The 25553-nt window shown below is 69.8% G+C and carries 29 protein-coding genes; 25 read left to right on the forward strand and 4 right to left on the reverse strand.

The features are described 5' to 3' along the window. Positions 1-26: 26 nt before the first annotated feature. From V6V89_RS17245 to V6V89_RS17315, 15 genes are all read left to right on the forward strand, one after another. A complete protein-coding gene (locus tag V6V89_RS17245; protein WP_334620149.1) occupies positions 27-776 on the forward strand; it encodes an ABC transporter ATP-binding protein in 750 nt (249 codons plus the stop codon). Beyond that, positions 776-2371 (forward strand): ABC transporter permease, encoded by a 1596-nt coding sequence (locus V6V89_RS17250; protein ID WP_334620228.1) that lies wholly within the window; start codon positions 776-778, stop codon positions 2369-2371. Before V6V89_RS17245 ends, V6V89_RS17250 begins: the two co-directional genes overlap by 1 nt. Positions 2372-2377: 6 nt before the next feature. Then, positions 2378-2917, forward strand: coding sequence for a flavin reductase family protein (locus tag V6V89_RS17255; protein ID WP_334620150.1), 540 nt, complete (start codon positions 2378-2380; stop codon positions 2915-2917). 178 nt (positions 2918-3095) lie between these two features. Next, positions 3096-3443, forward strand: coding sequence for a DUF485 domain-containing protein (locus tag V6V89_RS17260; protein ID WP_334620151.1), 348 nt, complete (start codon positions 3096-3098; stop codon positions 3441-3443). Then, complete coding sequence (locus V6V89_RS17265; protein WP_334620152.1) at positions 3440-5113, forward strand: solute symporter family protein; 1674 nt, start codon at positions 3440-3442, stop codon at positions 5111-5113. Before V6V89_RS17260 ends, V6V89_RS17265 begins: the two co-directional genes overlap by 4 nt. A gap of 121 nt (positions 5114-5234) precedes the next feature. Continuing rightward, on the forward strand, positions 5235-6215 hold the full coding sequence (locus V6V89_RS17270) for a UDP-glucuronic acid decarboxylase family protein (protein ID WP_334620153.1): 981 nt from the start codon (positions 5235-5237) through the stop codon (positions 6213-6215). A 308-nt stretch (positions 6216-6523) separates the two neighbouring features. Continuing rightward, entirely contained in the window at positions 6524-7771 is a 1248-nt protein-coding gene (locus V6V89_RS17275; RefSeq protein WP_334620154.1) for an LCP family protein, read from the forward strand. A 96-nt stretch (positions 7772-7867) separates the two neighbouring features. After that, positions 7868-9049: an LCP family protein gene (locus V6V89_RS17280; protein ID WP_334620155.1), complete on the forward strand. Its 1182-nt coding sequence runs from the start codon at positions 7868-7870 to the stop codon at positions 9047-9049. A gap of 129 nt (positions 9050-9178) precedes the next feature. Beyond that, positions 9179-10366 carry an LCP family protein gene (locus V6V89_RS17285; protein WP_334620156.1) on the forward strand — a complete coding sequence of 396 codons (1188 nt, stop codon included), beginning with the start codon at positions 9179-9181 and terminating at the stop codon, positions 10364-10366. A 71-nt stretch (positions 10367-10437) separates the two neighbouring features. Then, complete coding sequence (locus V6V89_RS17290) at positions 10438-10599, forward strand: hypothetical protein (RefSeq protein WP_334620157.1); 162 nt, start codon at positions 10438-10440, stop codon at positions 10597-10599. Positions 10600-10639: 40 nt separating this feature from the next. Then, positions 10640-10975 carry a rhodanese-like domain-containing protein gene (locus V6V89_RS17295; RefSeq protein ID WP_334620158.1) on the forward strand — a complete coding sequence of 112 codons (336 nt, stop codon included), beginning with the start codon at positions 10640-10642 and terminating at the stop codon, positions 10973-10975. After that, on the forward strand, positions 10976-11743 hold the full coding sequence (locus V6V89_RS17300; protein ID WP_334620159.1) for a glycerophosphodiester phosphodiesterase: 768 nt from the start codon (positions 10976-10978) through the stop codon (positions 11741-11743). A 40-nt stretch (positions 11744-11783) separates the two neighbouring features. Next, positions 11784-13244, forward strand: a complete 1461-nt coding sequence (locus tag V6V89_RS17305) for a sensor histidine kinase (protein ID WP_334620160.1) — start codon at positions 11784-11786, stop codon at positions 13242-13244. Between the two features lie 25 nt (positions 13245-13269). Continuing rightward, positions 13270-13695, forward strand: a complete 426-nt coding sequence (locus V6V89_RS17310; protein ID WP_334620229.1) for an ATP-binding protein — start codon at positions 13270-13272, stop codon at positions 13693-13695. Between the two features lie 175 nt (positions 13696-13870). After that, positions 13871-14758 (forward strand): DUF5926 family protein, encoded by an 888-nt coding sequence (locus V6V89_RS17315; RefSeq protein WP_334620161.1) that lies wholly within the window; start codon positions 13871-13873, stop codon positions 14756-14758. Here the strand turns inward: V6V89_RS17315 and V6V89_RS17320 are convergent. After that, positions 14755-15960: an arginine deiminase gene (locus V6V89_RS17320; protein ID WP_442935161.1), complete on the reverse strand. Its 1206-nt coding sequence runs from the start codon at positions 15958-15960 to the stop codon at positions 14755-14757. The genes V6V89_RS17315 and V6V89_RS17320 overlap by 4 nt on opposite strands. 163 nt (positions 15961-16123) lie before the next feature. On the opposite strand from V6V89_RS17320, the gene V6V89_RS17325 reads away from it, so the two are divergent. The 4 genes from V6V89_RS17325 (at position 16124) to pheA (ending at position 18981) form a co-directional block, all read left to right on the forward strand. After that, positions 16124-16873, forward strand: coding sequence for a hypothetical protein (locus tag V6V89_RS17325; RefSeq protein WP_334620163.1), 750 nt, complete (start codon positions 16124-16126; stop codon positions 16871-16873). Between the two features lie 89 nt (positions 16874-16962). Continuing rightward, a complete protein-coding gene (locus V6V89_RS17330) occupies positions 16963-17424 on the forward strand; it encodes a hypothetical protein (protein ID WP_334620164.1) in 462 nt (153 codons plus the stop codon). A 38-nt stretch (positions 17425-17462) separates the two neighbouring features. Then, positions 17463-17978 (forward strand): hypothetical protein, encoded by a 516-nt coding sequence (locus tag V6V89_RS17335; protein ID WP_334620165.1) that lies wholly within the window; start codon positions 17463-17465, stop codon positions 17976-17978. A gap of 67 nt (positions 17979-18045) precedes the next feature. Then, on the forward strand, positions 18046-18981 hold the full coding sequence (gene pheA, locus V6V89_RS17340) for a prephenate dehydratase (protein WP_334620166.1): 936 nt from the start codon (positions 18046-18048) through the stop codon (positions 18979-18981). A gap of 19 nt (positions 18982-19000) precedes the next feature. Here pheA and V6V89_RS17345 read toward each other — a convergent pair whose 3' ends face one another. From V6V89_RS17345 to V6V89_RS17355, 3 genes are all read right to left on the reverse strand, one after another. After that, entirely contained in the window at positions 19001-19720 is a 720-nt protein-coding gene (locus V6V89_RS17345; protein ID WP_334620167.1) for an AIM24 family protein, read from the reverse strand. Between the two features lie 35 nt (positions 19721-19755). Next, positions 19756-20097, reverse strand: coding sequence for a metallopeptidase family protein (locus tag V6V89_RS17350; RefSeq protein WP_334620230.1), 342 nt, complete (start codon positions 20095-20097; stop codon positions 19756-19758). Between the two features lie 66 nt (positions 20098-20163). After that, entirely contained in the window at positions 20164-20592 is a 429-nt protein-coding gene (locus V6V89_RS17355) for an OsmC family protein (protein ID WP_334620168.1), read from the reverse strand. A gap of 47 nt (positions 20593-20639) precedes the next feature. Between V6V89_RS17355 and V6V89_RS17360 the strand changes: the two genes are divergently transcribed. The 6 genes from V6V89_RS17360 to V6V89_RS17385 all read left to right on the forward strand — a co-directional run bounded on the left by V6V89_RS17360 (position 20640) and on the right by V6V89_RS17385 (position 25510). Next, positions 20640-21116: a hypothetical protein gene (locus V6V89_RS17360; RefSeq protein WP_334620169.1), complete on the forward strand. Its 477-nt coding sequence runs from the start codon at positions 20640-20642 to the stop codon at positions 21114-21116. A gap of 40 nt (positions 21117-21156) precedes the next feature. Continuing rightward, positions 21157-21681: a Uma2 family endonuclease gene (locus V6V89_RS17365; RefSeq protein WP_334620170.1), complete on the forward strand. Its 525-nt coding sequence runs from the start codon at positions 21157-21159 to the stop codon at positions 21679-21681. Positions 21682-21683: 2 nt separating this feature from the next. Continuing rightward, positions 21684-22451: a hypothetical protein gene (locus V6V89_RS17370; protein ID WP_334620171.1), complete on the forward strand. Its 768-nt coding sequence runs from the start codon at positions 21684-21686 to the stop codon at positions 22449-22451. A gap of 54 nt (positions 22452-22505) precedes the next feature. Continuing rightward, positions 22506-23762 (forward strand): serine--tRNA ligase, encoded by a 1257-nt coding sequence (serS, locus tag V6V89_RS17375; protein ID WP_334620172.1) that lies wholly within the window; start codon positions 22506-22508, stop codon positions 23760-23762. 114 nt (positions 23763-23876) lie between these two features. Continuing rightward, the gene (locus V6V89_RS17380; protein ID WP_334620173.1) at positions 23877-24698 is read left to right on the forward strand and encodes an HAD family hydrolase; all 822 of its coding nucleotides are present in this window, start codon (positions 23877-23879) and stop codon (positions 24696-24698) included. Continuing rightward, positions 24698-25510, forward strand: coding sequence for an HAD family hydrolase (locus V6V89_RS17385; protein WP_334620174.1), 813 nt, complete (start codon positions 24698-24700; stop codon positions 25508-25510). Before V6V89_RS17380 ends, V6V89_RS17385 begins: the two co-directional genes overlap by 1 nt. Positions 25511-25553: the final 43 nt, after the last annotated feature.

The raw sequence follows: 25553 nt of genomic DNA on the forward strand, positions 1-25553 counted from the left end.
TCGGCGTGAGGCTCTACGGTCGAGGGGTGGAGAGTGCGCTCGCGGTTCGGGGGTTGGTCAAGCGGTTCGAGACCGTCGTAGCGGTGGCTGGCATCGACCTGGATGTGCCGGCGGGGTCGTTCTACGGGCTGCTCGGCCCGAATGGGGCGGGCAAGACGACCACGCTTTCCATGGCTGTGGGGCTGTTGCGGCCGGACGAGGGACGGGTGTGGGTCCGGGGCCATGACGTATGGTCCGATCCCACCCACGCCAAGGCTCTGCTCGGGGTGCTGCCAGACGGGGTTCGCCTCTTGGACCGGCTGACCGGTGCCGAGTTGCTCGCGTACCACGGGCTGCTTCGGGGCATGGACCCGGCGGTGATCGACCAGCGTGCCCGCGAGCTGCTCGACGTACTCGCGCTGGCCGGCGCCGGCCGCACGCTCGTGGTCGACTACTCGGCCGGCATGAAGAAGAAGATCGGATTGGCGTGCGCGCTGCTGCACGCGCCGCGGCTGCTGGTGTTGGACGAGCCGTTCGAGGCGGTCGACCCGGTGTCGGCGGCGCTGATCCGCGACATCCTCCAGCGATACGTGGCCGGCGGCGGGACGGTGATCTTCTCTAGCCACGTGATGGAGGTGGTCGAGCGGCTGTGCAGCCACGTCGCGATCCTGGCGGATGGGGCGATCAAGCGGGTGGGCACGCTTGACGAGGTACGCGGCGGCCGGTCACTGGAGGACGTGTTCGTCGAAGTGGTCGGCGGGCGCACGGCGACGGGCGAGGAGCTCGCGTGGTTGTGATGTTCGTCCGGCTGAAGCTCCGGATGACTGCCAACAACTTCCGCGGCCAGCCCTGGCGCATCGCGCTCTTCCTGGTGGGCGTCTTCTTCGGGCTCTGGTGGGCGGCGAGCGGCTTCCTGCTGTTCGCCGTGCCCGGCCTGGCGGGGAGCGAGCAAGCAGCGCTGCTGGTCGCCGGGTTCGGTGGCGGGGCGCTCACGCTCGGCTGGGTACTGCTGCCGCTGGTCTTCTTCGGTGTGGACGAGACGCTGGATCCGGCGCGGTTCGCGCTGCTTCCGCTGCGCCGCCGCACTCTCGTCACCGGCACGCTCGCGGCCGCGCTGTTAGGGATACCCGCGCTGGCGACGCTCGCGTCCACAGCCGGGCTGGTGCTGTCGGCCGGCGCGCTCGGCGGGTGGACGGCGGCGGTCGCCCAGGCCGTGGGCGTCGCGGCGGGTCTGTTTCTGTGTGTCGCGGCGAGCCGGGCGTTGACCAGTGCGTTCGCGACCATGCTGCGGTCCCGGCGGATGCGCGACCTGGCGGCGATCGCGCTCGCGGGCCTGGCCGCCCTGCTTGGTCCGCTCCAGATCGGGCTTATCACGGCTGCCGAGACCGCTGACTGGGACCGGCTGGTCGGGCCGGCGCGGGTGGTCGGCTGGACGCCGCTCGCGGCCGCGTACACGCTCGGCTTCGACGTCGCGGCTGGGCGCGGTTGGGCGGTACCGCTGAAGCTCGCCCTCACCCTGGCCGCTACCGCGGCGCTGCTGTGGTGGTGGTCTTGGTCGCTGGAGGCCGCGATGGTGGGATCGGTGACCACGGCGGGGCCGGCCAAGGCGGCGCGCGGCGGCGCCGTCGACCAGCTCGTCCCGCTTGGGATGCGGTGGATGGCCAAAAACCGGTACGCGGCGCTGGTGGCGCGGGAGATCCGGTACTGGTGGCGTGACGTGCGACGGCGGGCTGGGCTGATCACGTTCCTGGTGGTCGGCCTGTTCCTGCCGGTGATGATCAACATCGTCGGCAACGCTCGCTCGCCGGACACGGTGAGCATCTCGATGATCTTCGTGGGCGCGTTGGCGGCGGTCACGCTGGCCAACCAGTTCGGGTACGACGGCACGGCGTACGGCGCGAACGTGGTCGCCGGGGTTCCGGGGCGGCTCGAACTGCGGGCCCGCGTGGCGGCGTTCACCGTCTACGCCGGGCCGCTGCTGGTGATCGCCGCAGTGGCGATGAGCCTGCTGCTGGGCGAGCCGACCTGGGTGGGGCTGCTACTCGGCACGCTGGCCGCGGCGTACGGTGCCGGGCTGGCCGCCAACCTCTTCGTGTCGATCCTCGCCGCGTACGCCCTGCCCGAGACGTCCAACCCGTTCACGATCAACACCGGTGCGGGCGTCGCGAAGAGCCTGCTCAGCCTCGTGTCCATGCTCGGTTCGGCGGCCGTGGCGGTGCCGATGGTGGTGGCCGCCGCTCTGCTCGGCGACGCGCCAGCCTGGCTGTGGCTGGCCGGGCCCGCCGGCGTCGGGTACGGGCTCGGCGCCGCCACACTCGGCGTCTACCTGGCCGGCGACCTGCTCGATCGCCGGATGCCGGAGCTGTTGGCCGCGGTCACGCCCCGCCGGTGACGCACAATGTTCCACGTGAATCATCCGCCTGAGCCGGGCGCCCAGATCCACGGCACCGACCCTTTCGCGGTGCCGGATGAAGCGCGCTCGCCCGCGCGGAGGCTGCGCGGGCGGATCGCGTCGGCCGTGACCCTGTGGACGGCGCCCGGGCCCGCCGGTCTCACCGTGTCCACGACGCTGGTCGTCGACGGCGAGCCGGCGCGGCTGGTCGGCGTGCTCGATGACGAGTCCGACCTGTGGCCGGCCGCGCGGAGCGCGGGCCGCTTCGCGGTCGCGCCGCTGACGAGCGCGCACCGCCAGCTCGCCGACCGCTTCGCGGGCCTGATGCCCGCGCCCGGCGGCCTCTTCAAGGGGTACGCCTTCCGCGACACGCCCTACGGCCCGGTGCCGGCGGACGTCGCGACCTGGGTCGGCTGCCGGCTCGACGATGCCCGTGAGCTGGGATGGGGCCTGCTGGTCGAGGCCACCGTCGAGACCGTTGAGCTGGGCGCGGACGACGATCCGCTGGTGCATTTCCGGGGCCGGTACCGCCAGCTAGGCCATTGACTCCTTTCGAATCATCCAACCGGTAAGCGGCGTGATCAACGTCACTCGGCGCAGCTAGATAACCGTTCGGCGCAATCGACGACCACCGACGCCCAGCCCACCTGATGGGCTTCTTACGGTGCGGGCCGAAACCCTCTGAGCATGAACATCCACGCCCCGTGAAGGTGGTGAACCCCGCATGACGACCGATGCACCCGCCCCGGCCCCCACAACCCCGGAGCGGTATGTCGAGGTCCAGCGGTCGGACGAGTTTGCCGGGCTGCGCAAGGCCTTGCGCGGCTTCGTCTTCCCGATGACCGTTGCGTTCTTCATCTGGTACGCGCTTTACGTGATCCTGTCCGCCTACGCGCGCGGCTTCATGGACACCAAGGTGGTTGGCCACATCAACGTGGCACTGGTCTTTGGCCTGCTGCAGTTCTTGTCCACGTTCCTGATCGCGTGGCTCTACTCCCGGTACGCCGGCAGCAAGATCGACCCGACCGCCGACAAGATCCGCGGTGAGCTCGAGAACGGGGACAAGAAATGAGTGCCTTTCTCGCCGCGGAGGCCGGCAACACCACCGCACGGAACCTGACCATCGTCCTGTTCCTCGTCTTCGTGGCGGTCACCCTCGCCATCACGGTGTGGGCCAGCCGCCAGACGAAGACCGCCACCGACTTCTACGCCGGTGGTCGCGCCTTCTCCGGCTTCCAGAACGGCATGGCGATCGGCGGCGACTACATGTCCGCCGCGTCGTTCCTCGGCATCGCCGGCCTGATCGCGCTGTACGGCTACGACGGCTTCCTGTACTCAATCGGCTTCCTGGTGGCCTGGCTGGTGGCCCTGCTCCTGGTCGCCGAGCTGCTCCGTAACTCGGGCAAGTACACGATGGCCGACGTGCTCGCCTTCCGGATGCGGCAGCGCCCGGTGCGTACCGCCGCCTCCGTCTCCACGGTGACGGTGTCGATCTTCTACCTGATCGCCCAGATGGTCGGCGCGGGCGCGCTGGTCGCGCTGCTGCTCGGCATCCGGCCGGGCACCACGTTCCTGGGCATGGACGCCGACGCCGCGAAGATCGCCACGATCATCCTGGTCGGCGCCCTGATGATCGTGTACGTGACGGTCGGCGGCATGAAGGGCACCACGTACGTCCAGATCGTCAAGGCGTTCCTGCTGATGAGCGGCGCGGCGATCATGACGGTTCTGGTGCTGGCCAAGTTCAACTTCAACCTCTCGTCGCTGCTTGGCGCGGCGGCGGACGCGTCCGGCAAGGGCGACGCGTTCCTCGAACCGGGACTGCGCTACGGCGTGGATGTCGCCGACAACGCGAAGCAAACCTTCTACAACAAGATGGACCTGCTCTCGCTCGGCATCGCCCTGGTGCTCGGCACGGCCGGCCTGCCGCACATCCTGATCCGCTTCTACACCGTCCCGACCGCCCGCGCGGCCCGCAAGAGCGTGCTCTGGGCGATCGGCATCATCGGTACCTTCTATCTCTTCACCCTGGCGCTCGGCTTCGGCGCGGCGGCGCTGGTCGGTGGCGAGGCGATCCGGGCGCAGGACGCGGCCGGCAACACCGCCGCACCGCAGCTCGCGGAGGCCCTTGGCATCGACTTCTTCGGTGGCGACACCGGTGGGGCGGTGATGCTGGCGGTCATCGCGGCGGTCGCCTTCGCGACGATCCTCGCCGTGGTCGCCGGGCTCACGCTGGCGTCGTCGTCGAGCATCGCGCATGACTTCTACGCCAACGTGATCAAGAAGGGCCAGACGTCCGAGGGCCAGGAGGTGAGGGTCGCCCGGATCGCGGCGTTCGTGATCGGCGCGATCTCGATCGTGCTGGCGCTCTTCGCGCAGAGCCTCAACGTGGCGTTCCTGGTCGCGCTCGCGTTCGCGGTCGCGGCGTCCGGCAACCTGCCGGCCATCCTGTACAGCCTCTTCTGGAAGCGGTTCAACACCTCCGGCGCGGTCTGGGCCATCTACGGCGGTCTGCTGGCGGCCGTGGTGCTGGTCTTCTTCTCGCCGGTCGTGTCGGGGGCGCCGACGTCGATGTTCAAGAACTCGGACTGGCAGTGGTTCCCGCTGTCCAACCCGGGCATCATCTCCATCCCGTTCGGCTTCCTCTGCGGTTGGATTGGCACGTTGCTCTCCAAGGAAAGCGACGAGCAGAAATACGCCGAGCTGGAGGTTCGCTCCCTTACCGGTGCGGGCGCGCACTAACAGCCGGCACGAACGACGGACCCGTGCGGTTGTGGCTGGCCGCACGGGTTCGTCCCGTTCTGGACCGGGTAACTCGCTAGGGCACGAATCTGGCTGGACGGGAGATCGGTAGGCTTGCGTCATGGTCATAGCGCCGCGATTCGGAGCAGGTCACCGCGTCCTCGTCACCGGAGGCGCGGGATTCGTGCCGTCGCACCTGGTCGACGTCCTGCTCGCGCGCGGTTGCACGGTCGTGGCCGTCGACAACTTCGTCACCGGCTCCAAGGACAACCTGGGCCACCTCGCTGAGCACCCGCGGTTCGCGCTGGTCGAGGCCGACGTCTCCGACGGGCTGCCCGACCACAACCCGGCGATCACCGAGCGCTTCGACGCGATCATGCACATGGCGTCGCCAGCGAGCCCCAAAGACTTCGCCACGCTGCCGATCGAGATCCTCCGGGTCGGTTCGGTCGCCACGATGCACCTGCTCGACCGGGCGGTCGCCGACGGGGCCCGGTTCCTGCTCGCGTCCACCTCAGAGGCGTACGGCGACCCGCAGGTGCACCCCCAGCCCGAGACGTACTGGGGCAACGTCAACCCCATCGGCATCCGCAGCGTGTACGACGAGTCCAAGCGGTTCGCCGAGGCGGCCACGATGGCGTACCACCGCCACCACGGCCTGGACGTCGCCATCGTGCGGATCTTCAACACGTACGGGCCACGGATGCGGCCCGACGACGGGCGGGCGGTGCCGACGTTCATCACCCAGGCGCTGCGCGGCGAGCCCATCACGCTGCACGGCACGGGCACCCAGACCCGCTCGGTCTGCTACGTCGACGACCTGGTGCGCGGCATCCTGCTGCTGCTCGACTCCGAGGAGACCGGGCCGATCAACTGCGGCACCGAGCACGAGTTCTCCATGCGCGAGCTGGCCGAGCTGATCGTTCGGCTGACCGGCAGCTCGTCGGAGATCACCTACCTGCCGCGCACGGCCGACGATCCGGAGATGCGGCGTCCCGACCTCACTCTGGCGCGCACGCGGTTGGGCTTCGAGCCGGAGGTCGGCGTCGAAGACGGCCTGAGCCGCACGATCGCCCACTTCACCCAGCGCCTGCCCCACTAGCCTCGCACCGGCCTGTCCGCGTCGCGGCCTCGCGGCGCACCGGGCGCCGTGGGCCGTCAGGCCCGCGCCGCTTGGCCGTCGATCAAGGGCAATCGCGTGGATCAAGGGCGAGGGCACGCGGATCTGAGATCAAAGCACGTGCCTTCGGCCTTGATCGACGGAAACGGGCGGCGCCCGCCGCCGGGCGACGGGTGGCGGAGGGAGGGCGGGGCGGCACGGGCGCGGGGGTCGCTCGGATGAGTCCCATGTTTGTGCCGTTGCGGCGGCGCTGAAAGGCGATCTTAGATTTCCGGCATACCCTGAGTTACATGTCACCGACCAGGTCTCCCTACGGCAGCAGCGCCGGACGAGCCTCCGTGCCGGGTGCGAACGCCCCTAATTCGGGACGTATCTCCGGCCGCGCCCGCATCCCGGGTGCTGACGCCGACGACTACAGTCGGCTGGGACCGCCTGCACGGTCGGTGTCCGGTGGCGGGCGCGGGCCGGTGGGGCCGTACGGGCCTGGCGGACTGCGGGGACCTGTCGGTCCTGGCGGTGGGCGCGGGCGACTGCGGCCGAAGTGGCGCAGGATCGCCCTGCTGGCGGGCGTGATCGTGCTGGTGGTGGGCCTGCTCGGCGCGGGTGGGCTGTGGGCGTACGTCAACGGCCTCGACGACGACATCGCCCGCACTGACCCGTTTTCCGAGATCACCGGTGGCCGGCCGGCGAAGACGGTCGACGGTTCGCTCAACATTCTCATGGTCGGCAGCGACTCGCGTGACCCGGACGCCCCGGTCGACTCGGGCAGCCAGTGGCGCGCCGACACGATCATCGTGATGCACATTCCGGCGAGCCACGATCAGGCGTATCTGGTGTCGATCCCCCGGGACCTGTACGTGCCGATCCCGGATGGTGCGAACGCGGAGTGCGGCAGCGGCCAGCGCGGCAAGATCAATGCGGCGTTCGCGTTTGGTGGTCTGCCGCTGGCGGTACGCACCGTGGAGTGCTTCACGGACGTGCGCATCGACCATGTCATGGCGATCGACTTCGCCGGGTTCAAGGAGGTCACCGACGCGCTCGGTGGCGTCGACCTCAACGTCGAGCGCACCACCAAGTCGATCCACAAGCCGTACCGGACGTTCCAGAAGGGCGTCAACCACATGGACGGCGCCGAGGCGCTGGACTGGATCCGCCAGCGCAAGCAGTTCCCGGACGGCGACTTCGCCCGGATGCGCCACCAGCAGGAGTTCCTCAAGGCGCTGATGGACAAGGCGGCGAGCACGGGCACGCTGACCAATCCGAAGAAGCTGAACTCGTTCCTCCAGGCGGTGACCGACGCGGTGACCGTGGACGACGGTTTCTCACTGGTCGACATGGCGGTCCAGTTCCGCAACCTGCGCGGCGAGAACCTGAAGTTCATCACCAGCCCGCACAACGGCAGCCAGACGATCAACGGTGAGTCGGTGGTCGTGTCGAACAAGGAGAAGGCGCTGGAGATGTACAAGGCGATGTCGAACGACACGATGAAGGACTGGGTGGCGGCGAACGCCAAACCCAGCCCTACGCCAGGGAGCTGACACCGGTTCGCCGGGGCGTCACCTCGGCTTCATGACCCGTATCCCGTACGGCCGTAGCCTCCGCGCTGGACTCTGTCGTCGGCGATCGGACTCGGGATGCAGGTGGAGCGCGGCCAGCGCCCAGTCGAGAGAGGCGCCAGCCGCGCGAAGCGCCGGCGGGACCCGCTCTGGGCCAGGCTGACCGTCATCGGCGGTGCGGTGCTGATGATGCTGAGCGGCACCGCGATCGTCGGCGCCCACGCGATCATCGGCAACGCCACCTCGAACATCGAGACGACCAACCTGCTCGGCGGTGACGCGGCGGCCGCCGAGCAGCCCGGCGGCAACGACATCGATGGCCCGGTCAACATGCTGCTGGTAGGCATCGACGCCCGCCCGCCGGGCAGTTCGGAGACCAGCGTCCTCGCTGACACGATCGTGGTGCTCCACATCCCGGCCAGCCACGACCAGGCGTACCTGGTGTCGATCCCGCGGGACTGGCGGGTGGACATCCCCGCCTATGCGAAGACCGGCGCCGGCGCGAGCGTCGGCAAGATCAACGGTGCTTTCAGCAAGGGGTACCAGGGGTCGGGCAGCGAATTGGAGAAGCGCGCCCGCGGGGTGGACTCGCTGGCCCGGACGATCAACCAGGCGACGGGCATCAAGTTCAACGGCGCCGCGATCATCGATTTTTCGGGCTTCGAGGCGGTGGTCAAGGAGCTCGGCGGCGTCCATATGTGCGTCGACCAGCGAGCCGAGTCGATCCACCTGGGCGTCGACAAGAACGGAAAAATCCTCAAGCTCTGGTACAAGGAGGGCGAGGGCATCCAGGACCTGCCCGCGGGCGGTCATGCGTTCGTGCACGAGAAGGGCTGCCGCCGGATGACCGCCCAGCTCGCCCTCGACTACGCCCGCATCCGCAAGAGCCTGCCGAACGGCGACTACGACCGACAGCGCCACCAGCAGCAGCTCATCAAGGCGATCGCCAAGGAGGCGACGGGCAAGGGCGTGATCACGAACCCCGTCAAGCTGAACAACGTGATCAAGGCGGCCGGAAAGGCGTTCGTGCTCGACACCCAGGGCATCCCGGTGGCCGACTTCGTCTTCACGCTCCGCCGGGTCGCCGCGAACGACCTCGTATTGATCAAGACCAACGGCGGCAAGGTGCAGCCATTGACGATCGATGGGCAGAGCTTCGAGCAGCTGAGCGATCGTTCGATGGCGATGCTCGCGTCGGTACGGGATGGCAAGCTCGCCGATTTCCTTGTCGGCAATCCGCAGTTCATCGCAAAGACGTGAGCCGCTACGCCCCTATTTGCGGTAGTGCATCCAGTCGACGACACGTACCTGAAACGCAGGGGAACTCGCGGAGTCGGGAAGGTGTCCGTAAAGTGGGCTAGCCCCCTTGTCCCCGACCTGGAGAGCAGGATGCCGGTTCAGACGCCCCGACGCCCCGCGTCGCTGGAGCGACCCGCCGCTTCCTCCCCCGTCAAGCCTCCCGTCCGCACCAACACCAAAGCCACGAAGACCAAGCGCCGGAAAGACCCCCTGTGGGCCCGGATGACAGTCATCTTCGGTGCGGTGCTGATGATGGTCAGCGGCGGTGCGATCGTGGGCAGCAAGGCGCTCCTCAACCAAGCGACGGGCGACATTGAGACGACCAACCTGCTCGGCACCGCGAGCAAGACCGACGCGGAGGGCGGCAAGAGCCTCGACGGCCCGATCGACCTGCTCCTGCTCGGCGTCGACGCGCGGGCCCGCTGGGATGTCAACGACACCCGGGCCGATACGATCATCATCCTGCACATCCCGGCCACCCACGACCAGGCATACCTGATCTCGATCCCGCGCGACACGCAGGTGCAGGTGCCAGCGTTCAAGAAGAACGGGTACGCGGGCGGGTCCGCCAAGGCCACCGAGGCGTTCTTCCACGGCGCCCAGAACGGCGGCGGCTGGGCCGGTGGCGCTCAGCTGATGGCCCAGACGATCAAGAACCTGACCGGCATCAGCTTCGACGGTGCCGCGATCATCGACTTCAACGGCTTCAAGGGCGTGATCGATGCCCTGGGCAGCGTGCGGATGTGCGTCGACCAGGAGGTCAGGTCACACCACATGACGCTGGTCAACGGCAAGCCCACGTGGAACGCCGACGCCAAGAAGATGAGCGGCAAGAAGGAGCCGGTCGTCCACAAGGTCGGCTGCCGGGACATGAAGGGCTGGGAGGCGCTCGACTACTCCCGCCAGCGGTACGGCCTCAAGAACGGCGACTACGACCGCCAGCGCCACCAGCAGCAGCTCATCAAGGCGATGGCGAAGAAGGCCGTCGACACCGGCATGACCAACCCGCTCAAGCTCAACGGGCTGATGAAGGCCGCGGGCAAGGCGTTCGTGCTCGACACCGGCAGCGCCAGCACCGCCGACTTCCTCTTCACGATGCGGGGGGTGGCCGCCAACGACCTGGTGCTGCTGCGCACCAACAACGGCACGTTCAGCGGCAACACCGAAGGCCGCGAAGTGCTCAACCCGCTCAGCCAGGACATGTTCAAGGCGGTCAAGAACGACAAGCTCGGCCAGTTCATCCTGGAGAATCCGACAGTTCTCGCGAAAGAGAAATAACCCTCACTCTGCCAGTTCAGCAAAAAGGAAAAAAGCCCTAACGTAGGCGGAGGCTCGCGTACCTGATCTCGGTGCCCCGTGACCTGCGGGTGCCGATCTGGGCCTGTCACTGCGCGCAATCCGCGCTGACGACCTGGTGGGGGTTCAGGTCGTACGCGCTGCTGGACCCGCCCGCGGAGGCTCTCTTCGCGGCGCTCGCGCGCGGACCTGGCGGCATGGGGTACCCGCGCTAACCCCCGCTGGGTGAACAAACTGTAGCTACGCTTAGGACCCGTGTTCGGACCTCACATTCCCACGGTGACCGCGGCCGAGATTCCCGCCCAGGCCTTCCTGCTCGACGTGCGCGAGCCCGACGAGTGGGCGGCAGGCCACGCGCCCGGCGCTGTGCACATGCCCATGATGGAGATCCCTGTGCGCATCGCCGAGGTGCCCACGGAGGGCGACGTGGTCGTGGTGTGCCGCTCCGGCGGCCGCTCCGGCCAGGTGGTCGCATACCTGCTCGGTAACGGGTGGGACAACGTCAGCAACCTCGACGGCGGCATGCAGGACTGGGCCGCGACCGGCCGCGAGCTGGTGAGCGAAGACGGGCAGCCGGCAAGAGTGCTTTAAGTGGCTGCACCCCTCGTATTCGCCCATCGCGGCTCCTCAGCCGCGCTGCCCGAGCACACCCTCGCCGCGTACCTGCGCGCGCTGGACGAGGGTGCGGACGGCCTGGAGTGCGACGTCCGGCTGACCCGCGACGGCCACCTGGTATGCGTGCACGACCGGCGCCTCGACCGCACCAGCAACGGGCGCGGCCGGGTCAGCGCGCACACGCTGGCCGAGCTGGAGCAGCTCGACTTCGGGTCCTGGCACGGCGCCGAGACCGACGACCCGGTCGACCCCGACCGCACTCGGCTGCTGACGCTCGACCGGCTGCTCTCGGCGGTACGGGACGCCGGGCGCGACATCCAAGTGCTGATCGAGACAAAGCACCCGTCGCGGTACGGCGGGGACGTCGAGCGCCGGCTGGCCGCGCTGCTGCGCGAGCACGACCTGCCGGACGGCCGGGTAGGCATCACGGTGATGTCGTTCTCCCCGCTGTCCGTCCGGCGCGTCCGCGAGCTGATACCCGACCTGCCGACCGCCCTGTTGCTGCAGGTGCTGCCGCCCGGGCTGCCGCTACGCAAGCTCCCGTTCGGGGCCCGGATCGCCGGGCCGGGGATCGGGCTGATCCGCGCCCGCCCGCAACTCGTACCACTGCTACAGGAAGGCGGACACCCGGTCTACGCCTGGACCGTCAACACGAAAGAAGATCTGGACCTCGTCCTGCATCACGGGGTGGACGGGATCATCACGGACCGGCCGCGGTTCGTGCTGGACCAGATGGGGAGGTAGGACCCTGCACAAAATCGACGAGACAGGGCAGACTCAGGTCATGCCGGAGCGTCCCGACTATGCCGCTCTCATCGCCGGGCAGGCCATCGTCATCGAGATGACCAACTCGGGAGATTCCGGTCTTCCGGTCCTGGGTCACCAGCTCAAGCTCTTCGAGCGGGCTCTGGGCGCCGCCGGCATGTCGTTCGCCGAGTACGGGCCGACCGGCGGCCGGATCGTCGCGGCCACAGGCGCCGCGGAGTGGACGCTGGGCCGACCGGTCGACACGTCCGACCCGGCCACCGCACGGCTGGTCGCAGGCCCGCGTACGGCCAGCCTGCCGGTGCGCGCCCTCGACCGCGCCCTCGCCGACCAGATGGCCGGCCGCGGCCTCCGCCGGATGCTCTACGCGCGCGCCGAGTTGCGCGGCATGGTGATCGGCGGCCTGCACGCGTACTTTTCTGACGCCGACGGCGAGGCCGGCACCGAGCACCACACCCTCATGTCATACCTCGCCACCTGCGTAGCGCACATGTACGGCGACCTGGCCGGCCTGCCGGTGCACGGCGACGGGCCGGCAGTGGCCGCGCTGGCCGACGGCTTGGCGATCATCGACCGGGACGGCCTGGTCCGGCTGTGGAACCCGGCCGCCGAGCAGGTCACTGGCCTGCCCGCGACGAAGGTGATCAACCAGAAGCTGCCGTTCTCGATACCGCCATCCGGCCAGGTGCTCGACCAGCGGATGCCCGACGGTCGCTGGCTCAAGATCACATCCGGCGAGCTACCCGGCACGTTCGAGTCCCGGGTGGTCACCTTCCGCGACACCACCGACCAGTACCGTCATGACCACGACCGCGACCTGTTCGTCGCGGTCACCAGCCACGAGCTCCGCACGCCGGTCACGGTCATCAAGGGATACGCGGACACGCTCTGCAACCACTGGGAATCACTGCCCGAGGCGGACCGCCGCGAAGCCGCCCGGGTGATCGGCCTGCGCGCCGGGGAGTTGGCGCGACTGGTCGATCGTCTGCTGTCCGCCGCCAACGACGGGGTACAGGTGGGCGGCGCCGCCCCGGTGCCGTTCGACCTCGTCGACGCGCTGCGCTCCGCCGCCAGCACGCTCCCGGCCGACCTGCGGCGCCGGCTGGCCGTCGACCTGCCCGACGACCTACCCAAGGCGCTCGGCGACCGCACGAGCATGGCGACCGTCCTCACCGAGCTGGCCACCAACGCGGAGAAATATTCAAATCCGGGTACTCCGGTCGAGGTGACCGCCGAAGCCGACGAACGCACCGTGGTGTTTCGGGTTTCCGATCGGGGTATAGGGGTACGGCCGGATCATGTGGAACGCGCCTTCGACCGGTTCTGGCAAGGAGAACAAGGCGACCGTCGAAGGTATCCAGGCACCGGTCTCGGCCTCTTTCTCGTTAGAAGGATCGTTGAACGACAAAACGGATGGGTGTCCCTTCGTCCGCGCGACGGAGGCGGTACGGTCGCAGAGGTGCGACTCCCCCGCGGATAGGTGACGGCAGGAGGCACACGTGTCGATGGCGCTGGCCGAGCGAGCCTGGTGCGTAGTCGTGCCACACCACCCTCGCGGCGCCCGCATGGCCCGGCAGCGCCTGGTCACTGAGCTGCGCGATTCACTGCCCGCCACGCTCCTCGCCGACGCGGTCGCCGTCCTGGCGGAGCTGGTCGGCAACGCGGTGCTGCACGCCGATCCCCTGCCGGGCGGCGTGATCCGGGTGGCTTGGCGACTGCGGCCGGGTGGCGGCGACGAGACACCGGTGCTGCAGGTGCGGGTCACCGACGGCGGCGCTGTCGAGCCGCCTCGCATCCGCACGGAGCCGGTCGACGCCGTCGACGGGCGCGGGCTGGGCATCGTGGCTGCCCTCTCCGACCGCTGGGGCGTCGAACGCGACGGTCTCGGCCAAAGCGTATGGGCGGAAGTCTCGGCCCCTTTGCAGGGATAGCCGCGCCATTGACCACAGACCCGCCGCACAGAGCCTAGGCTGGTTCACCGTGAGCGAGCGCGGCGGCGGCGATGCCTTTCCCGCGGCGCCGCGAACCGGTACCTCCCGCCAAGATTGCCGCCGTGGGAAAGGCATCGCCTTCGGGCGTCGCGGAGCGAGCGCACCAGGAGAATGAGTGAGCAAGCGTCGAAAGAACACCCGGTCCGCCGCCGAGGCGGCACCCAAGCGCCAGAAGGTGCGCGACATCTTCGTGCCCCGGCCGTTCGAAGGCCTGGTCGACGAGCCTGAGTGGATCGCGCTGCGCGAGTTGGTGCCGGCGGCGTCCGCGCCGCTGCGCCTGCGGCCGGAGCTGGTCGAGCAGTACGGCGACCGTCCGGTCACCCTCGCCACGGTGCTGCCGATGGCGTGGCCCGCGATGACCAAGCCGGACGGCCGGATCTTCGTCGGGCTCCAGCGGCACGTGCAATCCGGTGACGTCTCGCGCGACCTCGCCGTGGCGATCCTCTGCGCGCTCCAGACCAGCCCGGGTGGCACGGTCGCGGTGCCCGCCCTGCCCGGCGAGGGGCAGCGGCTTCAGGACATCCTGATCGACGAGCCGCTCGAGATCACGATGCACGACACGTTCGAATTCTGGCTGGACGACGACGCGGCCGACGACCCGAACGTGAAGTCGTCGCTGGAGCGGGCGAACGCCTCGATCTACCCGACAGTCAAGCTGGCCGCCGCCCATGCCGCGTACTGGTGCCGGGTCCCCGAGAAGGGACACGTGCGCTGGGTGCTGCCAGACGACGAGGACGCCGCGCTCAACGCGCTATCGCGACTGGCCGGCGCGGGTGAGCTGCTGCTCGGCGAGGGCACGAAGTTCGCCGGCATGTTCCGGGCGCATGGCCGGCTGGTTCCCGTGTGGGACATCCCGGGTGGTCCCGAGGCCGCCGAGTGGGAGGCGCCGCTGGCCGACTTCGCGAAGCGGTACGGCGACGCCCTCGGCGACACCACTGCCCTGGACGCGGCGTCCCGCCGCGCCAAGCAGGGGCTGCTGGGACGCCAGCTCACCCTGCGCTAGACGCCCTGCGAGAGCGGGGCACGGACCAGCGGGCAAGACATGCAGCGCGGGCCACCGCGGCCGGAGCCCAGCTCGGACCCGGGGATCCGGATCACCTCGATCCCCGCGCGTTCGAGCTGGGCGTTGGTTTCGACGTTCCGCTCGTACGCGACGCACAGCCGTGGCTCGATCGCGAGCGTGTTGTTGCCGTCGTCCCACTGCTCACGCTCGGCGGTGACCGGGTCGAGACCGGTGTCGATCACTCGTAGCGCGTCGATGTCCATGGCGTCGGCGGCCGCGCGCAGGAACGGCGCCGGCCCGTCCACCCGCGGGTCACCGCCGTCACCCGCGATCACCGTGTATGCGACGAGCGCGTCGGCGATGTTGGGGTACATCAGCACCGCGTCGACGTCGACCATCGTGACGATGGTGTCGAGGTGCATGGTGGCCCGCTTCTGCGCGATCGGCACGACCAGGATGGTGTGTGCGAGCCCGGCGCCGAAGACCCGCCGGGCCAGCCGCTCCGCCCCGGCCGGCGTGGTGCGCTCGCCGACGCCAACAGCGATCACGCCCGGCGCCAGCAGCAGTACGTCGCCACCCTCCACATGCTCCAGTGCCGGCTCGTAGGCCAGCTCCGTGCCGGCGAACCGGGGATGGTGCTTGTAGATCGCGTGAGTGAGGGTGGTCTCCCGCTGCCGCGCGGGCATCGCGAGGCTGGTGACCGCCGCCCGGTCCCGGATCCACACCGACGAGTCGCGGGTGAAGAGCAGGTTGGGCAGCGGGTCGATGACGAAGTCGTACCGGTCCATCAGCGAGTAGACCAGTCCCCCGCCGGTCCGCAGCTCCTCGTGCGCCAGGCCGGCCGTGAGCACAGCCGCGAGCCCGGTGGGGTCGAGATACGCCAGATGGTCGGTCACCCGCCGGCGAAGCGTGTCACCCAGCCGGGGGTCGGCGAGCACCTGGGCGGTCAGTTCGGCACGCGCCTCGTCGATCGCCAGTGTCTCGGCGAGGAGGTGGTCGAGGTACAGCACCTCGACCCCGCGGGCGCGCAGAGCACCGGCGAACGCGTCGTGCTCCTCCTGCGCGCGCCCCACCCACGGGATCGCGTCGAAGAGCAGCGAATCGTTGTTGCGAGGGGTCAGCCGGGCCAGCTCCGGACCCGGTCTGTGCAGCAAGACGGTGCCGAGCCGGCCGACTTCGCTGTCCACGTAATGGGCCACAATGGGCAGCGTAAGTCAGTCGGGTAGCACCATCTGACAAAAGAGGCGGGTCGTGAATGCGGCATTCATCCCCAGTCACTCGTCCCCAACGCCTTCTTGCGTTGGCGCCCCACCACGTACGGTAGTGAAACCATAACTTCGAGAGACCTTTTGCCGGAGGTCCGCGATGACTGTCTTCCCTGCGCGTCGTGCCGTGCCCTCTCAGCGGGCGCTTCCCCCCGCCAGTGACAAGCCACCGTCCCAGGGCAACACGCCGGCGGTTCTCGAAGCGGTTCGCCCGACGCCGCTCGACTGGGCCCGCCGCCGCCTCGCTGAGCGCGAGACCCGGCGGGTCGAGGCCGCGGGCAATCGCGCGCTCACCCGTCTGGACCACCTCGGCCCCGCGTGGCACGTGGTCGACTGGCCCCGCACCGACGTGCCAGCACTGCCCGCGCTCGACGGGCGCGGGCGCGACGAGCGCGCCGGGTTCCTCGCCATCGGGCCCAGCGGCCTCTTCGCGGTGACGGTCGCCGACCACGGCCGGGCCCGCGTGATGATCGCCGGCGATGTCGTACAGATCAACGGCAAGCGCCCCGAGTATTTCTCCGAGGCCCGGCGCGACGCCAAGCGTGCCAGCAAGGCGCTCTCGGCGGCGGTGGGCATCACCGTGCCGGTCACCCCCGTGCTCACGTTCGTCGGGTCCGGCGTGATCAGCGTGTACGGCCTGCCACGCGACTGCCTCGTCGCGACCCACCGCGAGCTTGACCGCCTGCTCGTGGCCGGCGGTCAGCGCATCTCTCCCGCCACGGCGGAAAAGCTCTCTCAGGTTGCACGCCACCCGGCTACTTGGCTCAACGCTCCGTACCGGTCGGCGGCCGACTACCGGTGGTACGAGGACGGCCGAACGGCCGCTGACAAGAAGGGGGCGCGCCGGTAGCGTGACCCGCCGGACACCGCCGGGGTCGGCGATCGGCGCCAAAACCCGCTAGCGTAGCGGTGAGCCGGCGGAGTGTATTGGAGGCGCGGGTGGCGCACGTCGAACTCTCGCTCTCGGAAGCGTTCGTGCCGCACGCCCGCGCGACCATCGAGCCGGAGTACGGCGGCAGCGTGGCCTTGTGGACGCCGACCGTCGCCGCCGCCGCCGAGCCCTGCCTCCTCATCGACGCCGAGATGGCGATCGTCGCGGTCTCCGAGGAATGCTGCCGACTGCTCCACCTCGGCACTCCCGACGACGCCACCGGTCGCTCCCTGATCGACGGCGTGCTGCGCCTCGTCGACTTCACGCAGGCCCGCAGCGAGCTCACCGAGGCCGAGATCGAAAAGATCCCGCCGCGGCTGGCACTGAAGTCGGGGCGGCTCGCGCGCGGGTTGCTGCGGATCGTCGCCGAGGGCGGCACCGACGAGGTCGTCACCGTCGACGCGATCGCCACCCCGCTGCTCGACGGCGGCACGGTGGCTGGCTCCCTGACGTTCTTCTGCGAGGTCTGAGTCCCGATCTCGCGCGCCATGCGCCTACGATGTGGCGCGTGCTTTCCCCCCTGCGCACATTGGCGGCTATCGTCGCCTGCGCTGCCCTGGCCAGTGCGTGCGGGGTGCCGCCAGAACTGCGGGACCCGCCGGGCGACACGGTGCCGTCACCGAAGACGGAAGCGCCGCCCACCCCGACACCCAGTTCCAGCCAGGCTGTGCCGACACCGTCTCCCAGCAGGTCGGGATTTTCCGAGGAAACGGCGGTGAGCTGCGGTGGCCGGCCCACCGGCGCGCAGGTGATCGCGGCAGTGCGGCGCTCCTCTGGCCTGCTGCCCTCGGGCACCAACGCGACGGTCCGCACCGGTGACCCGCTTTGCGCCGGTGCCTGGCAGTACGCGGTTGTGCTCGTGCCCAACAGCGACCCGCTGATCGTGGTGACCCGCGGCAAGCCCGGCTCGCTCACCGTCGTCACCGCCGGCACCGACGTGTGCAGCATCCCGGTACGCACGGAGGCGCCAGCGGGTATCCGCACCCTCGCATGTGACGGAGAGCCGAACCTGAACGCTGCTTGAGTGCCGTCGGGGTCATTCGCGGCTCCTAGTGGGACCCGAAGGCGACCCTGTGTCTAGGCTTCAAGGCATGCGCTTCGTCTATCTCGGGCCGGAGGCCACGTTCGCCGAGCAGGCGCTGCGCACGCTGCCCGAGGCCGAGCACGGCACCCGCACCCCCATGCGCAGCGTCCCGGAGGCCCTGGACGCGGTCCGGGCGGGCGAGGCCGACGCGGCGCTGGTGCCGCTGGAGAACTCGATCGGCGGTTCGGTGGCGATCACTCTCGACGAGATGGTCGACGGTTCGCCGCTGATGATCACCCAGGAAGTGGTGATTCCGGTCGAGTTCGTGCTGACCGCGCGCACGGCAGTTCCGCTCGGCCAGATCCACAGCCTTGCCGCCCACCCACAGGCATCCGCCCAGTGCCGGGGCTGGCTCCAGTCGCACCTGCCGGCCGCGACGGTCGTCGACGTGCTGTCGAACTCGGCGGCCGCGATCTCCGCCGCTCAAGGCGAGTACGACGCGGCCATCTGCGCGCCGATCGCCGCCGGCCGGTACGGGCTGACGGTGCTCGCTGACAAGATCGCCGACCACGCCGACGCGGTGACCAGGTTCGTCCTGGTGACCCGGCCCGCGCCACCGCCTGCACCGACCGGCGACGACCTGACCTCGTTCGCCGTCTACATCGCGCACGACCGGGTCGGTGCACTGCTCTCGGTGCTGATGGAGCTCGCCGTACGCGGGGTCAACCTCACCCGCATCGAGTCCCGCCCGACCGGCGAGCGCCTCGGCCGGTACGTCTTCTTCCTCGACTGCACCGGGCACGTCGCCGACGGCCGCGTCGGCGAGGCGCTGCAAGGGCTCCGGCGGATCTGCGCCGACGTCCGCTTCCTCGGCTCGTACCCGAGGCACCGCTGGGCGTCGGAGAGCGACCGCCCTGTCCCTGCGCCGGCCGGTCTCTCCGATGTGGACTACGCGGACGCCGCGGACTGGCTCGCGCGCATCCGCACCGGCGACCTCCCGTAACAGGCCGCCGGGCGGCGGGTCAGCCGCCGAACAGCCCGCCCAGTCCGCCCTGCTGTTGCTGGCCCATGCCCTGCACCGGCGGCTCCTCCGACGGCTGCACGACCACGAAGCCCTGACCGGCGAAGCTCATCGTGAACGCCTCACCCGTGCTCCGGCCGAGCAGCGTGCCGAGGCCGAGCTGCTCCGCCCGGTGGTATCCGGTCTGGAGGTTGGCCGACCAGCAGACCGCCGCCTGCGGGTCGACGTAGGTGGGCTGGTCGACGTTGAGGACGACCGGGGTGCCCTTGGTCGTCACCGCGATCCGCCCGTATCCGCTGAAGACGCAGTTGAACATGCCGGCCGCCGACAGCATCCCCATGCCCTGCACCATCTGGATGTCGTACTGGAGCGTCGAGTCGAACGCCAGCACGCTCGACCCGTTGATCGACAGGGCGTCGCCCTGCTCCAGGTCGATCAGGTGCACGTCGGAAGCCAGGTCGGCGAGGAAGACATCGCCCCGCCCCGTCATCTTCATCAACGGCACGCCCTCGCCGGTCAGCTTCTGCTTGAGGAACTTGCCGATACCGCCCGAGCCCAACGCCTGGAACTGCACCTGCCCCTGGTACGCGACCATGGCTCCGGTGCGGGCCATGCACTCGCCGTTGAGCTCTATCTTCAACATCTTGGAGTTCTGGAGCTTCAGGCCCGGCTGGGCCGACTCCTTTTCGAGGTTCTCTGCCGAAAAGAGCGCGCTACGCATGCCTGGAGCGTAGGACCGCCCGGCAACCAGCGGCTCTAATCCCAGCCCAACTCATGCAGGCGGGCATCGTCGATGCCGAAGTGGTGGGCGATCTCGTGCACGACGGTCACCGCCACCTCATCCACCACGTCATCCTCGCTCTCGCAGATGCGCAGCGTCGGGTTGCGGTAAATGGTGATCCGGTCGGGCAGCACGCCGGCATAGTCCCAGCCACGGTTGGTCAGCGCGTACCCCTCGTACAGGCCCAGCAGGTGGGGGTCGCCGGCGGGCGGGTCGTCCTCGACCAGTATCACGACGTTGCTCATGAGCCCGAGCAGCTCCTCAGGCACCTCGTCGAGGGCCTCGCTGACCAGCTCTTCGAACCGCTCACGGTCCATCTCGACGGGCACGCGCCAATTGTGCCCGACGGCAGGAGCGCCGCCGGGCACAGGAGCGTGTCGGGATCAGGCGAGGCGTGCGGTCAGCGTGATCTCCGTACCGGGGGCCAGCAGCCGGGAGATCGGGCAGTTCGCCTTGGCGTTCTCGGCGCTCTTCTGGAACTCCGCCTCGTCGATGCCCGGCACTTCGGCGACCGTCTCCAGGTCGATCCGGGTCACCGACTGGCCGGCGTCGGTCTTCTCCAGGTGCACGTTGGCCTTCGTGCTCACCGAGTCGGGCGTGTAGCCCGCGTCGGCGAGAACCTTGGATAGGAACATCGAGAAGCAGCCGGCGTGCGCGGCACCGATCAGCTCCTCCGGGTTGGTGCCCTCGCCCTCTTCGAAACGGGACTTGAACGAGTAGTTCCCCTCGTATCCGCCCTTACCAGTGCGGACCGTGCCGGAACCCTCGGTGAGATTGCCCTGCCAAAGGGCGGATGCGGTGCGGATAGCCATGCACCCGACGCTAGCCCAAAGGACACCGTGATGCGACGATGCGGCGCATGAGCCGGAAGGTGGCCACGATAGGCGGCGGGCTGGTCGCGGGAGTGGGATTCGTGCTGGCGTTGCTCGCTCTGGCGTTGCCGTGGGCGACATACCGGCTCGCGGTCGACGTGCCCACCGGCGGCGCCGACCTCGACCACCAGGGACGGCTCGCCGTGTTTCAGCTCGACCTCGGCTGGTGGTACGTGGTCATGCTCTTCGTGCTGCTCGGCTTGGTCGGGTGGACGGCCGTGGCCAAGGGCGCGGTCGCGCGGTGGGCGGCACTCGCCGGACTCGCCTTCGGCGTCGCGGCGATGGCCGTCGCGAGCGCACTCGCCGGACGCCTCGCCAGCACGTCGGTGGACACGGTGGTCAGCGGGATCGCGATGATCGACGTCCGGGCCGCGCGTGCGTCCGGCATCGGGTACGGGGTCGCGGCTCCACTGGTACTGGCGCTCGGCGGCGCCCTGTTGTCAGTCCGCACCCAGCGGGAATGACTCCTATCCTGGGTAGGGAGCAGCCCAGGAGGTGCACGCCATGCGGACGATCGAGCTGCCGGTGACCCAGGAATGGACACCGGAACTGCTGGAAGGGCTTCCTCCCGACTACCGCTACGAGGTAAGCGAGGGAAGACTTATCGTGGCAGCAGCAGCGATGCGCCCGTGGCACGCGGACGCTCAGGGTCGCATCTGGCACCTTCTCCGCACGCAAGGGCGGCACGCCTACTTGGAACAAGGTGTGGTGATCGGCCCGGGCCAACTACTGACGTGCGACGTGGGTGTGTTTCGCGATCCTCCGGCGCGATCCGTGGCCTATCACCCGGCACGCGAGTTCCCTTTGGTCGTAGAGGTGGTTTCACCCGATTCCAGGCTCGAGGATCGCGAAATCAAGCCGCCCAAGTACGCCGGAGGTGGTATTCCCGAGTACTGGCGGGTGGAGGAGACCGATGAGGGTGACGCAGTCGTTCACCAGCACCGACTGATCCGCGAGGTGGGAGCCGCTCCGCAATATGCCGAGAGCAGGGTTGTGTTGCTGGGCGCGCTCGAAGCGGAAAGTGTCTGAGCATGAATGACGATGACGCGGCGGTTGTGGAATTCGGAGCGCAGGAGCCGCGCAGCCGCCGCGCGGCGCTCACCGACGCGCTGAGCAAGCTGCGCCGCGACCCACGGGTGGTGCCTGTGGTCGCCGGGCTCGCGGGCCTCGCGATCTTCGCGTCGCTGGCCGGCGAGTGGCAGGTCACGACGATCAACGAGCCGGACTTCTTCGGGCAGGGGCTGGCGCCGGCGCCTGTCTCGGCCGGGCTGGGCGAGCTGGGCGGCTGGTCGGCGGCGTACCTGGTCGGCGTGTTCGCGTTGGTCGGTTGCGTCGCGCTGGTGCTCTTCGCCCAGCCGGCGGCGCGTGACCTGGCCCGGGTGATCGGCCTCGCGGTGGCGGGCACGCTGGGCGCCGTCGTCGTGGCGATCGCCTTCGACCTGAACGACCGGAGCCTCGCGATCTCGTCGCTGGGCATCTACAACGGGCCGGACGCGCCGCAGTACGAGCTCACATACGGCCGCGGGCTGACGATGGCGTTCCTCGGGGTCGGCGGGCTGGCGTTGGCCCTCTACCTCGCGGGCCGGCTGACGCCCGCGCAGGCCCCGGTCGCCGCGACCGCCACGAGCGGAGCGGCCGGCCCAACCGACGCCGCCGGTCAGCCGGCGGCCGAGTCGGACTGGCCATGGCGCCGCCCGGCGGCGAAGGAGACGCCGGTGGAGGTACCGCAGCCGATCGACCTGACGGTCTCCCCCGCCGCGCCCTTCGTCCCCCTCTCCGAACAACCCGACCGGGACTAGCCCCATAGCGCCCGGGCGGCGGGCGGAAGGGCAGGACCGGTAGGCTGGTTTGTCGTGATTGACCTGCGACTGCTTCGCGATGATCCGGATTCCGTTCGTGCGAGCCAGCGAGCCCGAGGCGAGTCCGAGTCGCGGGTCGATGACCTGCTCCGCGCCGACGAAGAGCGGCGGGCGGCCGTGCAGCGCTTCGAGGCGGCGCGTGCCGAGCAGAAGTCGCTCGGCAAGCAGGTCTCTCAGGCCAAGGGCGACGAGCGCGCCGCGTTGCTGGCGCGTACCAAGGATCTCGCCGCGGATGTGAAGGCGGCCGAGGCAGCCGCCAGCGAGGCCGAGCAGGCGCTGCGCCGGGCGCACATGGCCGTGTCCAACCTCGTCGAAGAGGGCGCTCCGCCCGGCGGCGAAGACGACTACGTGGTGCTGCGCGAGGTCGGCCACAAGCCCGACCTGCCCAGCCCTCGCGACCACCTGGAGATCTGCGAGGCGCTGCGCGCGGTCGACATGGAGCGCGGCGCGAAGGTGTCGGGCAGCCGGTTCTACTTCCTGCGCGGCGCCGGCGCGCTGCTGGAAAACGCCCTGCTGCAGCTCGCGATCGCGCAGGCGGTCGAATACGACCTCACGCCGATCATCCCGCCCGTGCTGGTCAAGCCGGAGGCGATGGAAGGCACCGGCTACCTGGGCGCGCACGCCACCGAGGTATATCGGCTGGAGGCCGACGACCTCTTCCTGGTCGGCACCAGCGAGGTGGCGCTGGCGGCCTACCACTCGGGCGAGATCCTCGATCTCGGCCAGCCGATCCGGTACGCCGGGTCGTCGTCGTGCTTCCGGCGGGAGGCCGGCTCGCACGGCAAGGACGTGCGGGGCATCATGCGCGTGCACCAGTTCAACAAGGTGGAGATGTTCTCGTTCTGCCGGCCGGAGCAGGCGCACGCCGAACACCTGCGCCTGCTGGCGTGGGAAGAGGAGATGCTCGCCAAGGTCGAGGTGCCCTACCGGGTGATCGACACGGCGGCGGGCGACCTGGGTTCGAGCGCGGCGCGCAAGTTCGACTGCGAGGCGTGGGTGCCGTCGCAGGGGCGGTACCGCGAGGTCACCTCCACATCGAACTGCACGACCTTCCAGGCCCGCCGGCTGAACATCCGGTACCGGGACGCGGAGGGCCGCACGCAGACCGCCGCGACGCTCAACGGCACGCTGGCGACCACCCGCTGGCTGATCCCGATCCTGGAAAACCACCAGCAGGCGGACGGTTCGGTGCGGGTCCCCAAGGCTCTCCAGCCGTACCTGGGCGGGCGGGACGTGTTAGAGCCCGTGTGACGCGGATGTCGCACAAAAGTCATGGATGAGTAGCAATCGGCGAGGTACGGTTGCTCCCCCGCCGTCACCGGGGCGGATTCGCCGTCCCCGGCGCCGGCCGGGTGAGGAGGAACCATGCCGCGCCCGGGACTGCCGAAACTCATCGCGACCGACCTCGACGGCACGCTCGTACGCAGTGACGACACGGTGTCGGAATTCACCCATGAGGTGCTGGATCGGGTGCGGGCGGCGGGCATCCCGATCGTGGGCGCGACCGGGCGTGGGCCGCGACTTGCCGAGCTGACCCGCAACGACATCCGTGCCGCCGACTTTCTCGTGATGGCCGGCGGCGGGCGGGTCGTCGACCAGAGCGACCCGGCGGGCCCTCTCGTGCTGCGCGACGAGCGGCTGCCGGGCGAGGTGCTCGCCGGCATCATCACCGACCTGGAGGCGCAGGTCGGGCCGCTCACCGTCATGGTGGAGGCACTGGACATCCCGGACGCGCCGCTGTGGGGCGATTACGACCCCACGTGGCGGTACCCGGACCGGTTCGAGCGGCGGGCGCGGGCCGAGTGTCTCCAGGGTGAGGTGATCAAGGCGTTCGCGCGCACCGCCGACCACGACGTCGACGCGCTGCTGGCCGCGGCGCGCCAGATCGTCTCGCCCGACCGGGCGTCGATCACGCAGGCGGGGCTCGGGTTCGTGGAGATCTGCCCACCGGGTGTCGACAAGGCCACGGGCCTGGCGGTGGTCGCCGAGGCGCTGGGCGTCGACCGGGCCGAGGTACTGGTCTTCGGCGACATGCCCAACGACATCCCGATGTTCGAGTGGGCGGGCTGGGGGCGGGTCGCGGTCTCGAACGCCCACCCGTCGGTGCGGCGCCTCGCCGACGAGGTCACCTTGCGCAACGACGACGACGGTGTAGCGGTCTACCTCGATCGACTACTGTCGCGTTGATGGACACGCCGCCGCGCCTGGTCGCCACGGATCTCGACGGGACGCTGGTGCGGCAGGACCGCTCGGTCAGCGCCCGCACCGCCGAGGTGCTGGCCCAGATCACCGCCGAGGGCACGCCGGTCGTGCTGGTGACAGGCCGCCCGGTGCGGTGGCTGTCCCAGGTGTACAGCCAGCTGCGCGCGCCGCTACCGGCGGTCTGCGCGAACGGGGCGGTGGTGTACGACCCGGACACCGATCGCGTGCTGCGCGCCGATCCGCTGGCTCCGGAGCTGCTCATCGAGGTGGCACGCCGGCTGCGCGCGGCGGTACCGGACGCGGTTTTCGCGGTCGAGGTGGAAGACGGGCGTCGGCTGCGGCACGACGCGGCCTGGCCGATCCGGTGGGACGCCGGCGACCCGACGATCCGGGCCTTCGGCTCCCCTGACGACCTGGCTGAGGTGCCGGCGGTCAAGCTGCTGGTGCGGGCGGGCGAGCGCGACCCGGACGCGTTCGTGGCGGTGGTGGCGGAGGCGCTCGGCGGCCTGGCGGAGGCCACCCACTCGTCGTACTCGGGGCTGGCGGAGATCTCCGCCGCGGGTGTGACCAAGGCGGCAGGGCTGGCATGGTTCTGCGAGCGGCACGGCGTCGCCGCGACCGAGGTGCTGGCCTTTGGCGACATGCCCAACGACGTCCCGATGCTGACCTGGGCGGGCCGGGCCGTGGCGGTCGCCAACGCGCACCCGGCGGTGCGGGAGATCGCCGACGACGTCACGCTCTCGAATGACGACGACGGTGTGGCGGCGTACCTGGAGAAGGTGTTCGTGTCGCCCTGACACCGGCGAGCGGCGCGGGGGGACACTGCGCGAAGATGGTCGT

The organism is Micromonospora sp. CPCC 206061, from assembly GCF_036906915.1.
Taxonomy (GTDB): Bacteria; Actinomycetota; Actinomycetes; order Mycobacteriales; family Micromonosporaceae; genus Phytohabitans.

Excerpts from the sequence above, each read along its gene's own strand:
- V6V89_RS17365 (WP_334620170.1), top strand. The coding sequence starts at position 21,157 with ATGCGGACGATCGAGCTGCCGGTGACCCAGGAATGGACACCGGAACTG.
- V6V89_RS17385 (WP_334620174.1), top strand. The coding sequence starts at position 24,698 with ATGGACACGCCGCCGCGCCTGGTCGCCACGGATCTCGACGGGACGCTG.
- pheA (WP_334620166.1), top strand. The coding sequence starts at position 18,046 with ATGCGCTTCGTCTATCTCGGGCCGGAGGCCACGTTCGCCGAGCAGGCG.
- V6V89_RS17265 (WP_334620152.1), top strand. The coding sequence starts at position 3,440 with ATGAGTGCCTTTCTCGCCGCGGAGGCCGGCAACACCACCGCACGGAAC.
- V6V89_RS17310 (WP_334620229.1), top strand. The coding sequence starts at position 13,270 with ATGGCGCTGGCCGAGCGAGCCTGGTGCGTAGTCGTGCCACACCACCCT.
- V6V89_RS17280 (WP_334620155.1), top strand. The coding sequence starts at position 7,868 with ATGCAGGTGGAGCGCGGCCAGCGCCCAGTCGAGAGAGGCGCCAGCCGC.
- V6V89_RS17305 (WP_334620160.1), top strand. The coding sequence starts at position 11,784 with ATGCCGGAGCGTCCCGACTATGCCGCTCTCATCGCCGGGCAGGCCATC.
- V6V89_RS17275 (WP_334620154.1), top strand. The coding sequence starts at position 6,524 with ATGTCACCGACCAGGTCTCCCTACGGCAGCAGCGCCGGACGAGCCTCC.
- V6V89_RS17350 (WP_334620230.1), bottom strand. The coding sequence starts at position 20,097 with ATGGACCGTGAGCGGTTCGAAGAGCTGGTCAGCGAGGCCCTCGACGAG.
- V6V89_RS17325 (WP_334620163.1), top strand. The coding sequence starts at position 16,124 with ATGACTGTCTTCCCTGCGCGTCGTGCCGTGCCCTCTCAGCGGGCGCTT.
- V6V89_RS17360 (WP_334620169.1), top strand. The coding sequence starts at position 20,640 with ATGAGCCGGAAGGTGGCCACGATAGGCGGCGGGCTGGTCGCGGGAGTG.
- V6V89_RS17345 (WP_334620167.1), bottom strand. The coding sequence starts at position 19,720 with ATGCGTAGCGCGCTCTTTTCGGCAGAGAACCTCGAAAAGGAGTCGGCC.
- V6V89_RS17255 (WP_334620150.1), top strand. The coding sequence starts at position 2,378 with ATGTTCCACGTGAATCATCCGCCTGAGCCGGGCGCCCAGATCCACGGC.
- V6V89_RS17380 (WP_334620173.1), top strand. The coding sequence starts at position 23,877 with ATGCCGCGCCCGGGACTGCCGAAACTCATCGCGACCGACCTCGACGGC.
- V6V89_RS17260 (WP_334620151.1), top strand. The coding sequence starts at position 3,096 with ATGACGACCGATGCACCCGCCCCGGCCCCCACAACCCCGGAGCGGTAT.
- V6V89_RS17250 (WP_334620228.1), top strand. The coding sequence starts at position 776 with ATGTTCGTCCGGCTGAAGCTCCGGATGACTGCCAACAACTTCCGCGGC.
- V6V89_RS17270 (WP_334620153.1), top strand. The coding sequence starts at position 5,235 with ATGGTCATAGCGCCGCGATTCGGAGCAGGTCACCGCGTCCTCGTCACC.
- V6V89_RS17370 (WP_334620171.1), top strand. The coding sequence starts at position 21,684 with ATGAATGACGATGACGCGGCGGTTGTGGAATTCGGAGCGCAGGAGCCG.
- V6V89_RS17355 (WP_334620168.1), bottom strand. The coding sequence starts at position 20,592 with ATGGCTATCCGCACCGCATCCGCCCTTTGGCAGGGCAATCTCACCGAG.
- V6V89_RS17285 (WP_334620156.1), top strand. The coding sequence starts at position 9,179 with ATGCCGGTTCAGACGCCCCGACGCCCCGCGTCGCTGGAGCGACCCGCC.